The sequence below is a fragment of the Pseudomonas sp. genome, from assembly GCF_026224925.1.
Taxonomy (GTDB): domain Bacteria; phylum Pseudomonadota; class Gammaproteobacteria; order Pseudomonadales; family Pseudomonadaceae; genus Aquipseudomonas.
On record NZ_JAMFRV010000110.1, the window covers coordinates 1 to 15,192 of the forward strand.

General features: G+C 52.7%; 17 protein-coding genes and 1 pseudogene. 13 read left to right on the forward strand and 5 right to left on the reverse strand.

From position 1 onward, the window contains the following. On the forward strand, positions 1–237 hold a 237-nt coding region (locus M0974_RS04995; RefSeq protein WP_297833524.1), incomplete at its 5' end, for a hypothetical protein. Positions 238–300: 63 nt separating this feature from the next. On the opposite strand, the gene M0974_RS05000 is transcribed toward M0974_RS04995, so the two are convergent. From M0974_RS05000 to M0974_RS05010, 3 genes are all read right to left on the reverse strand, one after another. Continuing rightward, positions 301–495 carry a hypothetical protein gene (locus tag M0974_RS05000; RefSeq protein WP_297833526.1) on the reverse strand — a complete coding sequence of 65 codons (195 nt, stop codon included), beginning with the start codon at positions 493–495 and terminating at the stop codon, positions 301–303. Between the two features lie 98 nt (positions 496–593). Then, positions 594–1,313: a 2OG-Fe(II) oxygenase gene (locus tag M0974_RS05005; protein WP_297833528.1), complete on the reverse strand. Its 720-nt coding sequence runs from the start codon at positions 1,311–1,313 to the stop codon at positions 594–596. Next, positions 1,310–1,867, reverse strand: a complete 558-nt coding sequence (locus tag M0974_RS05010) for a methylated-DNA--[protein]-cysteine S-methyltransferase (RefSeq protein ID WP_297833530.1) — start codon at positions 1,865–1,867, stop codon at positions 1,310–1,312. Before M0974_RS05010 ends, M0974_RS05005 begins: the two co-directional genes overlap by 4 nt. Positions 1,868–2,915: 1,048 nt before the next feature. Here M0974_RS05010 and M0974_RS05015 point away from each other — a divergent pair. The 11 genes from M0974_RS05015 (at position 2,916) to M0974_RS05065 (ending at position 13,621) form a co-directional block, all read left to right on the forward strand. Next, positions 2,916–4,226: a transporter substrate-binding domain-containing protein gene (locus M0974_RS05015; protein ID WP_297833532.1), complete on the forward strand. Its 1,311-nt coding sequence runs from the start codon at positions 2,916–2,918 to the stop codon at positions 4,224–4,226. A gap of 62 nt (positions 4,227–4,288) precedes the next feature. Further along, complete coding sequence (gene urtB, locus M0974_RS05020; protein ID WP_297833534.1) at positions 4,289–5,170, forward strand: urea ABC transporter permease subunit UrtB; 882 nt, start codon at positions 4,289–4,291, stop codon at positions 5,168–5,170. Positions 5,171–5,217: 47 nt separating this feature from the next. After that, a complete protein-coding gene (gene urtC / locus M0974_RS05025; RefSeq protein ID WP_297833536.1) occupies positions 5,218–6,330 on the forward strand; it encodes an urea ABC transporter permease subunit UrtC in 1,113 nt (370 codons plus the stop codon). Further along, positions 6,327–7,076, forward strand: a complete 750-nt coding sequence (urtD, locus tag M0974_RS05030) for an urea ABC transporter ATP-binding protein UrtD (protein WP_297833538.1) — start codon at positions 6,327–6,329, stop codon at positions 7,074–7,076. The genes urtC and urtD overlap by 4 nt, the downstream gene beginning before the upstream one ends. Next, on the forward strand, positions 7,076–7,774 hold the full coding sequence (gene urtE, locus M0974_RS05035; protein WP_297833540.1) for an urea ABC transporter ATP-binding subunit UrtE: 699 nt from the start codon (positions 7,076–7,078) through the stop codon (positions 7,772–7,774). Before urtD ends, urtE begins: the two co-directional genes overlap by 1 nt. Positions 7,775–7,827: 53 nt before the next feature. Further along, positions 7,828–8,268 carry a hypothetical protein gene (locus tag M0974_RS05040; protein ID WP_297833542.1) on the forward strand — a complete coding sequence of 147 codons (441 nt, stop codon included), beginning with the start codon at positions 7,828–7,830 and terminating at the stop codon, positions 8,266–8,268. Between the two features lie 106 nt (positions 8,269–8,374). After that, on the forward strand, positions 8,375–10,771 hold the full coding sequence (locus M0974_RS05045) for a N,N-dimethylformamidase beta subunit family domain-containing protein (RefSeq protein ID WP_297833544.1): 2,397 nt from the start codon (positions 8,375–8,377) through the stop codon (positions 10,769–10,771). A gap of 63 nt (positions 10,772–10,834) precedes the next feature. After that, positions 10,835–11,935 carry a hypothetical protein gene (locus tag M0974_RS05050; RefSeq protein ID WP_297833546.1) on the forward strand — a complete coding sequence of 367 codons (1,101 nt, stop codon included), beginning with the start codon at positions 10,835–10,837 and terminating at the stop codon, positions 11,933–11,935. Then, entirely contained in the window at positions 11,932–12,618 is a 687-nt protein-coding gene (locus M0974_RS05055) for a tetratricopeptide repeat protein (RefSeq protein WP_297833547.1), read from the forward strand. The genes M0974_RS05050 and M0974_RS05055 overlap by 4 nt, the downstream gene beginning before the upstream one ends. 5 nt (positions 12,619–12,623) lie before the next feature. Continuing rightward, complete coding sequence (locus M0974_RS05060) at positions 12,624–12,929, forward strand: hypothetical protein (protein ID WP_297833549.1); 306 nt, start codon at positions 12,624–12,626, stop codon at positions 12,927–12,929. Next, on the forward strand, positions 12,926–13,621 hold the full coding sequence (locus tag M0974_RS05065; protein ID WP_297833551.1) for a type 1 glutamine amidotransferase: 696 nt from the start codon (positions 12,926–12,928) through the stop codon (positions 13,619–13,621). Before M0974_RS05060 ends, M0974_RS05065 begins: the two co-directional genes overlap by 4 nt. Before the next feature lie 29 nt (positions 13,622–13,650). Here M0974_RS05065 and alkB read toward each other — a convergent pair whose 3' ends face one another. Further along, positions 13,651–14,301, reverse strand: a complete 651-nt coding sequence (alkB, locus tag M0974_RS05070; protein WP_297833553.1) for a DNA oxidative demethylase AlkB — start codon at positions 14,299–14,301, stop codon at positions 13,651–13,653. Between the two features lie 295 nt (positions 14,302–14,596). Between alkB and M0974_RS05075 the strand changes: the two genes are divergently transcribed. Further along, on the forward strand, positions 14,597–14,824 hold the full coding sequence (locus M0974_RS05075; RefSeq protein ID WP_297833555.1) for a hypothetical protein: 228 nt from the start codon (positions 14,597–14,599) through the stop codon (positions 14,822–14,824). A gap of 30 nt (positions 14,825–14,854) precedes the next feature. On the opposite strand, the pseudogene M0974_RS05080 reads toward M0974_RS05075, so the two are convergent. Next, positions 14,855–15,192 (reverse strand): annotated as a pseudogene (locus M0974_RS05080) (oxidoreductase); the annotation flags it as partial.

A 15,192-nucleotide genomic window follows, 5' to 3' on the forward strand; every position in this document is an offset into this window, starting at 1 on the left:
ACGCCTCAGCGCATTCCACACTTCGTGCTGGAACGCGCTCCCGCTGGGTTCAATTACGATTTTCTGAAGAGCCTCCAGATCTCCGTCGAAGTAGCGGCCGAGAGCGGTTGCCAGTTCGACCGGAGGGGGGCCGTAAGTGAAGTCGTGGTCGCTTCGCAGCATTCGGGGTTGGCAGGTCTTGCAAGCAATGAGATCGAGCGCCAGAAGCTTGTGCTCGGCGTCCGTGACCATCATTAGTTCGCCCAGCGGGGATTGGATGCTACTCAAATTCAGTCTCATAACGGACCTCGGCATGCAGATTTACTTCACACGAGTGATGCTGGTTTCGTCCAGTTGGTAGACCTCTCCATTTTTAAAATGAAGTTCAGTGCCTCCGCTGGCGTTGATGTACCAGTCCGCACTGCCTTCATTAACTGCGTTTTGAAACAGCAGCGTCACCTCTACTCGAATGTTAAAGCTGTTGCGAGGAGGCCGGCTTGCTTGAACGGTTGGCATATTCGGGTACCAGTGGTAGGTGCTCGTGACCGGGCTAGTTTTGACGTCCGTCGCGCTGTAGGGTTAATTGCGGGCAGCTATGAATTCATGATGTTGAGTCATTTAGAGTCATGGAAAATGAGTCCGAGCGTGAATCGATCGCCACTTCGCACGCGACTAACACCGTGTCTCATTACAGCCTTGCGGATCTTTCGTTTGCCCTGAACAGGTCGTTGATTAACGGTGAACAGCACTCCGTCCCCTTGGACGAGGGGAACGACCTCAGCCCGCGTCTGTGGCGAGGAGTTTTCGGTCATCACGAATTCACCGCCTGTGAAATCTTCACCCGGTCGTGAAATCAGAATTGCGACTTGTAATGGAAAGGCCTGTTCGCCGTATAAGTCCTGATGGAGGCAGTTGTAATCTCCCTGAACATATTTCAGCATCAGCGGTGTCGGCCGTTTCTGTCCCGCGTCGTGGCACCGTTCCAGATATTCGTCCAACGACGCTGGGTATTGCTCGTCGGCCCCCATGAGCACATTCCATCGATTAGCGATGGGGGCGAGTCTTGAATACAGTTCTGTCCGTAGCTCGGCCAGCGCAGCTGGCAAAGGGTAGTTAAAGTACTTGTACTCTCCCAGCCCGAAGCCGTGCCTGGCCATATCGATCCGAGTACGGAAGAGGTCTTCTTGATGGTACAGGTCGGCCATCTGTTTACATTGAGCAGGAGTAAACAATCCTTGCAGCACGGCGCTGCCGTTCTGATCGAGCGTACTTTCAATGCCCGGCCAATTAAGCCGGGCCACTGATCGTTTGAACAAGGACTGTGGAGCGTTCACAGGTGAGCTTCCTGTTTCAGGATTTCCTTCTTCCTTTCGCTGCCCCAACGATAGCCGGAGATTGATCCATCGCTGCCGACAACTCTGTGGCATGGGATCGCAAACGCGAGAACGTTTGCAGCGCATGCTCCTGCAACTGCCCTGGCCGAATTAGGCATACCGAGTTGCTCAGAAATTTGCCCGTAGGTACGAGTAGACCCATAGGGGATTGAGCATATCGCTTGCCAAACCTTTTGCTGGAACGAGGTGCCTCCCACATTCACTTCAAGGAGGTCGCGGGATGTACCTTCCATTACGGCGAGAATTTGTGCCATCTCACGCTGCCATCCAGAGGTTTCTTCAACCACATGGCTGTGGGGAAAAACGACGACGATCTCTTCGCGGAGTTGCTCGGCGCGATCAGCAATAAGAATTGCGCAGATTTCGTCATCACCGCGAGCCGCAAGTAACACTCCATGTTCGCTCTCGCCGATGGCGTAACGAATTTCGCTCGGTGCAGATTGATCAGGAGCGCGGAAATTGAGTTTCACGTTTGGAGCGGTGAAGGCATTCATGTGCTGCGTCCTCTGTTTGTTTGATGGATTTCATAATGAATGCCTGGACTCAAGGAAAAACTCCGATCCTTGCGGTTAAATTAATATTGGTTCGACGTATAGAGACGAGGCTGGCGACAAGTGGATCAAGTGCATTTACGTCTTAATAACGCACAAAGCCCGGCAGGCCGGGTTTCTTGTATTATTGAATTTTTAAGTCGTGAAATGAACGCCATCAAACAATTCAAACGCTATAGTTTTATTTTTGATCGACGCGATTGTTTAGGCATTTGCCTAATCGTTTAGTTGTCATCGTGTGCATACCCTTTTTTAGGTTTGCCAGATAAATGTACAGCCCGCAATGAAATCGCACGCTCCGTTTCTTGCCTTGTAAATTTGCTAAGAAAACCTTCTGAAAAAATACCGTTCACTGCTAGTGCTGCCTGCATCAGGATATGAAATCGTCGATTGGATTTGAAAAGCAAGAAACAGAGTGTAGAGGTCTCTTGGATATTTTATTGGTAAGCAACAGCAACCAAACCGAGCTTAGAAAGGAGCACGGGCCACACCGTCGATAAATTAATCTTCCCGTCGGGACGGATTAATGGCGCCCTGAAATTGTGCGATATCGCATTATTTCTTCCTTTGCGTGCGCGGCCACGCGCGAAATCGCCTATTGAATCGAAATAGGTCATGCCTAGTCTAAGTTCCCTGTTTTTGCGAGGGTTTGTCGCTTTCATCGATCTAAAATATGCCAAAAAAGAAGGATAGCTGCCTCATGGCGTTCATGCGGATTTCGCTGTTTGTGATCCTATCTGGTGCGCAATGATTCGTTATGGTGCAAATAAAAAATTGCCACTTGCGCGGCTAAAAAATTCAAAGTGACGGGAAACCGCCGTAAAACGTAGATTCCTACTGGGAAATTAAAATTATCGAAGGGAATTTTATTTTTGGCATAGTCGATGCAAAGTCTGCCTCCTGAAAGCGAAAGACGCAGTCGGGTTACACAGGCTGAACTCAACTTGCAGCTGACCTTATTGATCTGAGACCACGAGGTAGGAGACACGGTATGGGCATTACACGACGCACTTTCATTCGCAACGTATCACTCGCCTCGGCAGCGGCAGTTGCCGCTCCTTCTCTCTTGCTACCTGGTTCACGTGAGGCTTGGGGAGCAACGCTGAATAAAGGGCAACCAATAAAGGTGGGGGTGCTCTTTTCTCTTACCGGTGGCCTGGCAGTGCCTGAGGAAGACTCAGCTCTGGTGTTGCAGTACGCATTCGATGAGATCAACGCAGCTGGCGGCATCAACGGATCAATGATCCAGCCGGTAATCATCGACGCCAAGTCGGATATGAATGTCTATTCCGAAAAAATGCGAGAGCTCATTCTGCGTGAGAAAGTCATTTCAGTATTTGGGTGCTATACCTCCGCGAGCCGCAAGGCCGTGCTACCCACAGTCATGAGCCAGAATAATCTGCTTTTTTACCCGACATGTTACGAAGGCGCTGAGTGCTCTCAGAACATCATCTGCACGGGGCCACTGGCTAATCAGCACTCCAAAGATCTGATCCCTTTCATGGTCAAGAACTTCGGCAAGAAGGTGTTCTTCGTTGGGTCAAACTACGTATGGCCGAAGGAATCTAATAAAAACGCGAAATTGTGGTTGGAGCAGGCAGGGGGCGAATTGCTGGGTGAGGAATACATCCCGCTGGGAAGCTCTGAGTTTGGGCCTATCCTGAACAAGATTCGGGCCAGTAAGCCTGACTTCATCTTCTCTACCGTAGTCGGTTCGTCCGACATTGCGTTTCACCGGCAATTTAAACAGGAAGGTTTTAGCGCCGACAAAATGCCGATCGCCTCCCTCACAACGGGTGAAATTGAAACTCGAGCCATGGGAAATGAGTTTGGCGCAGGGCACTTCCTGTCCGCACCCTATTTTCAAGCGTTGGACAACCCTACAAACCATCGCTTTGTCGAGGGTTTCCTCGGTAGTAAGTACGGTAAGAACGGCACGACGCACTACAACATGGAAGAAACCTATACCTCTGCTTATGTTTTCAAAGCCGCGCTGGAAAAGGCAATCGGACAACATGGAATCGAGGCGGTCACTCCAGCCACGATCCGTGCGGCAGCCGCGGGCATACGCCTTGAGGAAAATATCTCTCCAGAAGGCGCGATCTGGGTGGATGAGAACAATTTCAATACATGGCTTGTTCCAAAAATTGGCCAATGCCAGAGCGACGGCAGCTTTAAAATCGTCAGCCAGGCTACTGAGCATGTGGCACCCAATCCATTTTCTATCTACCCCGACTCTGGGACATGTACCGCCGAAGGGCTAAAAGCGCCGAATGAGTCTATTCGCAAGAACGTCATTTAACGAGCAAGGCGTAGCTTGCCTGCAAATAAATTGAATCGAACGTTTACTGCAAGGAAAGAACTATGGACTTCTCGTGGGTGAATCTCATCAACTCACTGGTGCTAGGCCTGAGTATAGGTAGTATCTGGTTAGTTGCAGCTTTGGGGTTGACCATTATTTATGGTACCGCCGGTGTCATCAACATGGCTCATGGCGAACTCATCATGCTGGGTGCCTATAGCGTTTACTGCTTGCAAGCCTATTTGGATGTTCCGTTTTTGTTATGCATCCCATTATCGTTCGTGATAGTGGCCGCAATTGGATTGGTCATTGAACGGGTGTTGATTCGTTATCTCTATAGTCGTCCATTGGACACTCTGTTAGCCACCTGGGGCGTATCGCTTGTATTGATGCAGGGCGTGCGGATGATTTTCGGCAGTGATCCAAAATATATCAACATGCCTGTTTTTCTATCCAGCAACATTGCAATTGGGGCTTTCAGTCTTTCGGCGTTTCGGTTGTTGATCATTGCCATGACCATTGCCCTAGTTGTGGGGTTCTGGTGGCTTTTCTACCGTACACATTTCGGTATAAAAATTCGCGCTGTCACACAAAACAGAGAAATGGCCGCGTCATTCGGCATCGACGCTGACCGGATCTATATGTACACGTTTGCGTTAGGTGCAGGCCTCGCGGGACTGGCGGGTTCCTTGTTCGCCGCACTCAGCATCGTGCTACCCAGCATGGGGGCCGGCTACATTGTGCAGTCCTTTTTGGTGGTCGTTACAGGTGGCGGAAGCCTGATTGGCAGCGTTGCTGCCAGTGCGTTGACAGGCCAGATACAGTCGATTTTTGCCTACCTCTTCAACGACACATTCGCGCGCTCTTTGTTGTTCGTCCTGATCGTTATCTTTTTAAGATTTCGGCCACAAGGGCTGTTTGCATCGGGAGCGGTAAGGCGGTGAAACGGAGCGCAATCCCTAATTAACGTGTGGCGACGAGGAGATAACCAATGTTGAATAACCTCTATCACGACAGAAGATGTCAATGGTCGATGTACCTGTTGTTCTTCATCGTACTAGCAGTGATTCCTTTATATGTTACTGATGCTTTTTTACTCAATCAGTTTGCGCTTTACGGCGTATTTGGACTGTTGGCCGTGTCGATCAGCCTCTGCTGGGGGGCAGGTGGAATTCTTAATTTAGGCCAAGGGGTCATGTTTGGACTCAGCGCATACGGAATGGCGATGACCATGCAGATGCAGTCGCAGGATCCTGTGAGTAATCCGATACCGCCTTTTATGCTCAATAATGGCCTGGATCATTTGCCCTGGTTCTGGACATTTTTTCAAAGTACCGGCGGCGGTATTTTTCTCTCCCTCGCTCTGCCCACACTGTTTTGTCTGTTGTTTGGGGGGCTGATGTTTCAGGCCCGAGTTTCAGGCCCGTTCTTCGCGATTATTTCGTTGGCAATGCTGAGCGCGATTGCGACGCTTGTATTGGACGTACAGCCCTACACCAACGGCGCAAACGGCATCAGCCCCCCAATGCCACTGCAGGTATTTGGACGCTCAATGGATCCTTATGCACCCGGCATCTACTGGCTGGTGTTCATGTTGCTGGCTGGCCTGACCATTACTGGAAAGCTGCTCACCCAGAGCAAGTTTGGCCAAATCGTCCAGGCTTTGAAAAACGATCCGGAACGAGTGCGATTTCTCGGTTACAACGTGGCCCTTTATGAAACGCTTATTTACACGATTTCCGGTTTCATCGCTGCTGTTGCTGGCTGCTGTTTCACCATGATCGTCCAGTACGTGTCACCCGCTCAATTCGACGTAGCGTTTAGCATCACCATGGTCATCTGGGCGGGGGTAGGTGGAAGACTGTCTCTGCTGGGCTCAATCATTGGCGCGCTCTTGATCCAGGGTGGCCAAAGTTATCTGGGGGACAGTTTCCTCAACAGCTGGATGTTGATTCTGGGGCTGTTCTTCATCGTGGTGGTGCGCTTCCTGCCCAAAGGCCTTACTGGCTTGTTGGAGGCGGGGCTGGCGAGGCTGGGGCCCCAGAAAGCGATCACCCGAGATGATGCGTCGTTGATGACTCTGAAGCTGGGAGATCGCGCATGACAGGCGTTCTGGAAATCCGCGATCTGCATAAGCGTTTTGACACTCATCACGTGATCAAAGGGTTCAGTCTTGATGTTGCAGAACAGACATTGTCTTGCCTGGTTGGGCCGAATGGGGCCGGTAAAACGACCTTGATGAATCTGATCAGCGGGCGGCTGAAACCATCCTCTGGCAGCGTCAAATTTCACGGCGATGAAATGACCGGTCTTAGCGAGAACGAAATCGCACGACGCGGCATAGGCCGAAAATTTCAGATCCCTGCCGTGTTCAAGCAGTTAACTGTGAAGGATAACCTCGAGGTCGCCTACAGCCGCCAGGTCAACCCATTTATCAACATGTTCAGATTTTCTGACCCTGGGATGAATCGTCGGCTTGATGAGGTTTGCACCATGGTCGCGCTTCAGGATCGACTGCAAATGGAAGCCGGACTCCTGTCGCACGGCGAGACCCAATGGCTCGAGATCGGCATGGTGCTCATGCAAGAACCGAGGCTGCTGTTATTAGACGAACCCATCGCCGGGATGACCGAAGTCGAAATCGAAAAGACAGCGCGACTGCTCAAAGAGATTCGCCGCAGCGCGACCCTGATCGTCGTTGAGCATGACATGGGGTTTGTCCGTGAAATCGCCGACGTGGTTACCGTCATGCATATGGGGACGCTCCTGGCTCAAGGCCCGATAGATGTGATTGAGACAGACAGCCGGGTAAGGGACGTCTATCTGGGCACTGAAGAGGAGGTTGCCTGATGCTGATGAATATCGAACGACTTTCTTCCTGGTACGGCAAAACCCATATTTTGAGGGACATATCCTTCGATTTGGTTCAGGGGCAATGCCTTGCAGTGTTAGGCCGCAATGGCGTTGGAAAAACCACACTGATGCGCAGCCTGATGGGCCTTTGTGACCGCACGACTGGCAGCATTCGAATGCTGGGCGAAGAGGTTGTGGATGTGCCCACCCATGCTCGATGCCGGCACGGGATTGGCTATATCCCTCAAGGCAGACAAATATTCGGAAAATTCACTGTTCGCGAAAACATCCTGCTTGGATCGTTTGCTCGTCCGGACGGTAAAACCGAAGTACCAGAGCTGTGCCTGTCACTATTTCCATATCTTGCGGAAAACCTGGATAGGCGTGCAGGCCTACTTTCGGGTGGCCAACAGCAACAACTCGCGATCGCCAGGGCGCTTGCTGTTAATCCGAAGATGCTACTTCTCGATGAGCCTACCGAGGGTATTCAGCCAAATATCGTCGCCGAGATTGGGCATAAATTGAAAATGCTCAACAAAGAGCTCGGCATCACCCTGATTCTCACTGAACAGCACATTAAGGTGGCGCGCCAGTTAAGCGACGCGTTTCTGATGATGGATAACGGGCGGATTGTCGCTCAGGGGAGCATTGACGAGTTAACGGACGAACTTGTTGAAAAACACATGACCGTGTAACGGCCATGCCAACGAGAGCCACGTTTGGCCCTAATGAAGATGAGGAGAGATCAATGATATCAATACCTGCAAAAGGTACTCCCGAACGCGACGCACTGATCGCAGAGCATCGCCGTTGTGTCGACTCGATGAAGGGAGTCGCTGGATTCTCAGTCTTGTATTGCTTCACTCCTGGGGACACCACCGATGTCAGTGGTGGTGTCCATGAGTTTCCTGAGCTGCGCCGCATTCTCCTGCGCATGCGGGGGGAAAGTCCTGCAGGCAAGCTGGTCATTGTGTGTACCGAAATCGAGAAGCAATGGCGGATTGCACGGCTGTCAGGGATACGGGGTGTACCACCTACTTTCGTCAACGACGTGATCTATGACGACGAGCAGGAAATTCAACATGACATTTTCCTCATGCGACTCGATGAATTGCCGGCAGACGCGGGCATGCCAGGAAACTTTCATCATGGCTGGAAGCGAAAGGACGATAACTGGCCGGTGACTTGAGAGTCCCAATAGCCCTTAACGCGTCCACCTAATTTACCCACGCCGACAAGCGACGAATATTCGTTGCTCGGGAAACTGTGCGCCGAAATTCTGGAGACAAGCAAAGATGTCCACAATGAGACTGGCCGGATACGCCGATAAATTCAGCGTTCATCCCGGAGAAACGATCAAGTTTTATGTCAACTGCGATGGTCCTGAGGAATTCCAGGCAGATATCGTCCAGATGATTCATGGCGACACCAATCCTCGTGGTCCGGGCTTTATTGAAAAGGCGGTTCCAGGTGCCTTTCAAGGGACTGTTGCAGGCCGCAAACAGATCATTCACGGCGGATCTTATGGTTTTGTCGCGGACTCCAAACCCCTGAATGTGGAGAGCTTTACCCTTCAGTGCTGGGTATGGCCAACCGCTCCGAAAACGCATCCTCGCTATTGGAAGCATGGTCCACAAGGTTTGGTTACCAAGTGGTCGAATGATCAAGGGTATGGCCTGTTCATTAACGAAGATGGCTGCGCTGAGTTGCGGGTCAACGGCGAAAAACTGGTTGCCGCATTGCCTCTTCGAGACCACGCCTGGCATTTCCTCGCGGCGTCATTTGACGCTGATACTGGTGAGGCGATTCTTTATCACGAACCACAGGTCATGTACGCCCTGGATCCGGTGATCGCGCCCATCAGTAAGGTGTTTTCTGGCCCAGTCGTGAATGCAGCAGTACCACTGGCTTTGGCCGCATATGTCGAGCGCCTGGACACTGCTCCATTGGCACAATCATCTATGCCGGCCGGGGTGGTTTTTGCCGGCAAGTACAACGGTAAGCTCGACTCGCCTCGTCTGTGCAGCCGAGCGTTATCGCGCTTTGAAATCGAGACCATGAAGCAAGGAGCGCAGCCTGGCTTGACGGAGCGACGCCATAGCGGCCCGACAGGCGATCTCGCGAAATGCATTGTCGGTGCGTGGGAATTCAGCGAAGCCATCAATACTCTGATGGTGAAGGACTGTGGTCCATATCGCCTCGACGGCCGTTTGGTCAATTGCCCGACTCGCGCGCTGACCGGTCACAATTGGTCGGGCACGGTATTCGATTGGACGAAAGCTCCGAAAGAGTACGGAGCGATCCATTTTCATGACGACGATGTTGATGATGCTCGCTGGGAAGTGAGCTTCGAATGGCAGGTGCCGGCGGATGCCAAAAGTCGCTTCTACGCTGCCAAGGTGACCACTTCTGACAACGATGAAGACTACATTCCCTTTTGGGTGGTGCCTGAAATCGGCAAGGAGCAATCCAAGATTGCTGTGATGGTGCCTACCATCAGTTACATGGCGTACGCGAACGAGCATGTGGCCTCAAACGCAGGAGGGGCAGAGCTGTTTGTCTATCGCGTGCCGATCATGCAGCAACAAAATATGTTCTTGGCTGAGCATCGTGAATACGGTGGCTCGATCTACGATACGCACACAGACGGTAGCGGAATCTGTCTTTCGTCGCGACTTCGGCCGATCCTCAGCATTCGCCCCAAATACGACCACTTTCTTGCCCAGGCACCGTGGCAATATCCGGCAGACCTGCACTTGGTCTACTGGCTGGAAACCATGGGGTACGACTATGACGTCTTTACCGATGAGGACGTAACGTACGAAGGCCTTGCTCGCCTGGAGCATTACAACGTCATTATCACCGGATCTCATCCGGAGCATAACTCGGGTACCCAGCTCGACGCGCTGCACAACTACACCCAACGGGGCGGTCGGTTGATGTACATGGGGGCAGACGCCTGGTACTGGGTCCACTCGTTCCATCCTGGTTACGAAGACGTGGGACGCGGTGTCGTCACCGAAATGCGCCGCTGCGAATCAGGCATTCGTACCTGGCGTGCAGATCCTGGCGAGTACTATCACCAAGGCACTGGCGAGTTGGGCGGCATGTGGCGATTCCGTGGTCGCTACCTCCACTCTGTCGCTGGTACCGGGATGTCGTCAGAAGGCTTCGATATCTCCTCCTATTACTCTCGAACCCCGGATAGCAACGACCCTAGGGTAAGTTGGGCTTTCGAAGGTATTGGCTACGAAGAAAATCTCGGCAACTTCGGTTTAGTCGGCGGCGGTGCCGCAGGTCTGGAGCTGGATATTGTCGACACGATGCTGGGCTCTCCTCCGCATACGTTGACTGTGGCGACTTCTGCCGGCCGCCATACCGAAGCTTATCTGCTCGTAATGGAAGACTTCGGTTTCAACCAGCAGGGGCTCGACGGCACATCTCATCCACGCGTTCGTTCGGATATCGCATTCCATGAGACGCCTAATGGTGGTGCGTGCTTCGCATTCAGTTCGATCGCATTCTGCGGATCGCTGCCTTGGAACAATTGCGATAACAACATCTCAAGGCTAGTGAAAAACGTCCTGGATCGATTCTCCATGGACGGCCCACTGCCTGAGCCTCCTGCCGATGCAGTCCACTACCGTGGTCGCGCGGATTACGACGCTCCTGAAGACCGTCATCGTCGTTAATGTGAATGCTTTCCGGGGCGGGTGATCGCCCCGGATCTGCATCGAGTTACGGGAGGTAAACGCATGTCTCGTCGACCGGAATTGGGCTACTTCGATGAAGCTTTTGATCTGTCCTCACCCTCGACCTACCGACAGTGCGAAGGCGAACTGGGCAAGGCTCGGCTCCTGCCATTGGCTGCCTATCGGTCGCTAGAGTTCGCTTATCTGGAGGATGAGCGTGTATGGACACGTGACTGGGTGTGCGTAGGCACCCAGCAGGATGTTTCTGAGGTAGGAGACCTATTACCGTTTACGTTGGGTAATCACGGAGTGCATGTGCGCCGCAATCCTGACGGAGCACTCAAGGGGGCATTCAATCAGGCGCAGCACGGTGGTTGTCGTGTGGTGCCAGATCAATGCCAGGGAGGGACAAAAACTCGCTGTTCATTCACTTCCTGCGGATACAGTCGTGATCGCATGCCGATCAAGGCTGTTGGGGCGGGGGAGGGCGATACTCACGCTCATCAATATCTGGGATTGCGCCCCGAGCGTTTGTTGCCTGTCCAAGTGGCGACAATCGGCCCCCTCATTTTTGCGAACATTGATCCAAATGCACGTGCTTTTAATGGCCAGGATAGTGAGACGTTGCTGTCGCTTTTAGCGGGTGACGAGTGGACACGTCTTGGTACGAGTTGGAGAGAGTACGACTGCAATTGGAAACTGCTCGCACAGCATCTTCTATCGGTCGACAGCTTCACTGCAGCAGTTGGTGAAGGCCTCGATATCGGTTGTGGTACCTCGGCAGGCATGAAGGTCGCGTGGGTATTTCCTAGTCTGTTGCTGCTGCGTAAAGAGACCGAGCTATGTGTTGTGATTTTACAGCCAGTAGCGCTGGGCAGGACCGTTTGCCGTATCCAGGTTTTCATTGATCAAAATGTCTTCACCGCTGGAGATCAGCTGAAAGATTGGTTCACGTCTATTGATGGGCGGGGCGCTCTTGCTGCGGATAGTTACAAGGAACTGATGCGGTGGGATTTATCAGAACATTCTGGAGCCGAGTATCCATTGCAGAGCAATAGCGCTGGGCTGTGGGCGCAACAGCAGCTGCTTCATCGATTGACGGCGCAAGCCGTAGTCCCGAACGACTTCAAGCTTTTTGGCAACGTCAGGAATTACCTCATATGAACGTCGCATCAATTACCCAGAACTCGCTCGGCCTCGATATGGCGGTGGCACAGTACACAGCAGCAAATTACCCAGTGGCTTTTAATGCGTTTCAGGAGTTGGCAGAACAAGGTGATTGCGTCGCTCAGATGTGGGTAGGCGCCTGTTATGCCGGGGGCACGGGAGTGCCCTATTCGATGACCGAAGCTTTCAATTGGTACCTGAGAGCCGCGACGTCAGGTAACGTCCAGGCGCAAACCAATGTAGGCGCCATGCTTCTCCAGGGAGACGGTTGCCTGAAGGACATCGATGAAGGTCTGGCCTGGCTAGAACGGGCGGCCTCTGCTGAGGATTGCGGTGCGCAATTCAACCTGGCCACCGTCTATTCAAATGGCAAGCTGGTAGATGTCGATCAGCCTCGGGCTTTCGGTTGGTATCTTCGCGCCGCACAGTTGGGCCACTATCCCTCTCAAGCACGCCTGGGCTACTGCTATCAGGTGGGGCTAGGTGTTGAAAGGGATCGCGTGCAAGCTTTCGTATGGCTTTCCTTGGCCGCACGGCACGGCGTCGGAACTGCATTGATTCAGCTCGAGCAAATTCTTGAACACATGTCGAATGAGCAAAAGCAACACGGCGCGATGCTGCTTGACCGCTGGAGTTCTAGTGACCAAGGACCGGCGCCCTGGCAGGCCGCCGGGAGCTGATTGGTATGGACAGAACATTCAGCGTCCAACAAATCAAATTCGAATTTCTGTGCTATCTGAAGGAGTTTGGCACTGATATAGACCGCTGGTTTATCGGGACATGTGAAGATCCTGACTCGGCCCTATTTCAGGACGAGGTAGTGGATCGAGAAGTGGACATATGGCTCTGGAAGCCTGCTTTAACAGCAAAAGCTGCCGCCAATATTCGCGATTATTTCAGTGATAAATTTCACCTGAAAATTTCTCCTGCAAGTATTTCTTCCGACCATTCGAAGTTTGTTTTTCTTTATCGACCGAAGGGGAAGCCATGAGAGTTCACGTATTCAAGCACGCGCCTTTCGAAGGCATTGGCCATATTCAGAGGCTGCTCAGCTCGTGGGGTAATAGCGTTCAGCACACATGTTTTTACGAGCCTGATCCTCAGCTTCCAGCGCTGCACGATGTCGACCTACTCATCGTTATGGGCGGTCCCATGAGCGTCAACGACGAACAGAAGTTACCTTGGTTGATCGCCGAAAAACGGTTCATCCGCAAGACCATTGACGCGGGTATTCCGGTATTGGGAATTTGTCTGGGGGCGCAGCTGATTGCCAATGCACTAGGGGCTGCTGTCGGAAGCAACGACTGCGCGGAAATAGGGTGGTTTCCTGTTGAGTCTGTAGACACTCCTCAACATTTTGATAGCTTCCGTATGCCCAGCGAAATAACCGCGATGCACTGGCACGGTGAAACATTTCAGATCCCCAAAGGTGCTGTTCGTTTGGCTCGGAGCGAGGCCTGCGCTAATCAGGCGTTTCAGTTTGGACGCCGAACCATTGCTCTACAGTTTCACCCCGAGATCACAAAGGAGATTGTTGAAGAGCTACTGGTGGATTCCGGAGATGAACTTGAGCCTGGCCCGTACGTGCAATCTGCGCTTGAACTCGCATCAGCCCCGGAGGCTGCATACGCGCCAGGCCATAGACTCATTGAGTCGATACTAGAGTATTTAGTGGCTTCGTGACCCGGTGCGTCTTGGCCCACTGAGCACTTTCATTCGGCCCTGCGGAAGGTGAAATTGATACGCTTTGGGCCAAGCACCGGATGAGTCACTTCCTTGAGTTGCGAGATCCCATGGTATCGCAAACGATCCTTACCGCCCCACACAACGACGTCCCCGTGCAGGAGCTGTATTTTTTTGACTGGATCGGAGCGTTGTTCGCCGCCGAACAGAAATGTCGCCGGTATACCTAGGGAGACAGAGACAATTGGGTGGTCGAAGCTACGTTCATTTTTGTCCTGGTGAAGCGTAAGGCGTGTACCTGGCTCATAGTTGTTTATCAGACAAGCATCCGGCTCAAATGTCGGGTAACCAGCCTCCATTGCCGCAGATTGGGCCAGCGCCATGAACACACCTGGCATACATGGCCAAGGCTGGCAGGTCTCAGGATCAACCTGGGAATAACGATACCCCCGGCGATCGGTGATCCAGCCGAAACGGCCACAATTCGTCAGCGCGACTGACATTTTAAACCCCCCAGGCGTGATCATATGGCGAAACGGAGAAAGGGTTTGTATACGGTCCAATGCAGGCAGCAGTTGATCAACGAACGGCAGCGCAAAGCCCCGCAGTACAAAAGCACAGTCGCCAATATGCTCCACTGGAGGCTGATCATTTTGGATATCATCAAATAGATCGCGCACTGATTATGCCGTCCTTGCAGGTGGCGAAGAGGAAGGCGTTACGACCGTCCCGAAGTGGGCTCACCTTTGCAAAGGCTAGCCGCTGATGCACTCCGTCTCTTGCGATCAAATTTATTAATGTGCTCTCTAATTTTTAGTCTCGCATTACTGATTGAAGACAATTTATTCACTCGCGTACAAGTCGCCTTCGAGCGCAGTACTGTTCGGCCAACTAATTTTTTTGCCATGTGCAGATCGAAACATTCGCGGCGGACATGGCTTTTTCAGAGGCTTACATGGACGCTAGTTGCCAACGATGAGGCAACGACTCCCCGATTTTATTCGCCCGCTGCGTCGGTCGGCGAATAGCCAGTTACGAATAACGTTGGCGTTGATGCCGTGGCTGATGGCGATGCTGCAAGGGCACTATGCGATTTCTCTGGTTTGCCCTGTCTCGCGCATCGAAGCAACCCAAGCCACCATCAAGCAGGCTTTGGCTGATTGTCAGGGAGGGTTGACGGCCGCGCTGTCCAGTATTGATTGAGTCGGCCGCCCCTTCAGGGCGGCCGGCCTATCATCGGTGACTGACGTGTAGCAGGTCTTCCAGGCCTATACGCCGGAACATCTCGGCGCGCACCCGGTCGGCCATGGCGTTGACGATTTCCGCGCCGTCCTGGGACGGATCGATGTGACGTCGGAACGGTCGGGTGCCGAAAGGCATGCCGACGATCTCGACGATGGCGTTGGCCACGTCCTCGACATCGGCATCGGCTGGCTCCAGGGCCGCCAGTCCTTTAAGACTTTGCTCCGGCAACCCGGCATAAGGGCCGTTGTCGTATTCGGCAGCACATGCCTTGTCGGCCGGCGAACCGGAATGCGCAAAATGGTTGGTGCCCTTGGTAAATGCCCCCG

What these genes read in the sequence shown, in the direction of transcription:
- M0974_RS05000 (WP_297833526.1), bottom strand. Translation starts at nt 495, where the DNA reads ATGCCAACCGTTCAAGCAAGCCGGCCTCCTCGCAACAGCTTTAACATT.
- M0974_RS05010 (WP_297833530.1), bottom strand. Translation starts at nt 1,867, where the DNA reads ATGAATGCCTTCACCGCTCCAAACGTGAAACTCAATTTCCGCGCTCCT.
- M0974_RS05015 (WP_297833532.1), top strand. Translation starts at nt 2,916, where the DNA reads ATGGGCATTACACGACGCACTTTCATTCGCAACGTATCACTCGCCTCG.
- urtB (WP_297833534.1), top strand. Translation starts at nt 4,289, where the DNA reads ATGGACTTCTCGTGGGTGAATCTCATCAACTCACTGGTGCTAGGCCTG.
- urtC (WP_297833536.1), top strand. Translation starts at nt 5,218, where the DNA reads ATGTTGAATAACCTCTATCACGACAGAAGATGTCAATGGTCGATGTAC.
- urtD (WP_297833538.1), top strand. Translation starts at nt 6,327, where the DNA reads ATGACAGGCGTTCTGGAAATCCGCGATCTGCATAAGCGTTTTGACACT.
- urtE (WP_297833540.1), top strand. Translation starts at nt 7,076, where the DNA reads ATGCTGATGAATATCGAACGACTTTCTTCCTGGTACGGCAAAACCCAT.
- M0974_RS05040 (WP_297833542.1), top strand. Translation starts at nt 7,828, where the DNA reads ATGATATCAATACCTGCAAAAGGTACTCCCGAACGCGACGCACTGATC.
- M0974_RS05045 (WP_297833544.1), top strand. Translation starts at nt 8,375, where the DNA reads ATGTCCACAATGAGACTGGCCGGATACGCCGATAAATTCAGCGTTCAT.
- M0974_RS05050 (WP_297833546.1), top strand. Translation starts at nt 10,835, where the DNA reads ATGTCTCGTCGACCGGAATTGGGCTACTTCGATGAAGCTTTTGATCTG.
- M0974_RS05055 (WP_297833547.1), top strand. Translation starts at nt 11,932, where the DNA reads ATGAACGTCGCATCAATTACCCAGAACTCGCTCGGCCTCGATATGGCG.
- M0974_RS05060 (WP_297833549.1), top strand. Translation starts at nt 12,624, where the DNA reads ATGGACAGAACATTCAGCGTCCAACAAATCAAATTCGAATTTCTGTGC.
- M0974_RS05065 (WP_297833551.1), top strand. Translation starts at nt 12,926, where the DNA reads ATGAGAGTTCACGTATTCAAGCACGCGCCTTTCGAAGGCATTGGCCAT.
- M0974_RS05075 (WP_297833555.1), top strand. Translation starts at nt 14,597, where the DNA reads ATGAGGCAACGACTCCCCGATTTTATTCGCCCGCTGCGTCGGTCGGCG.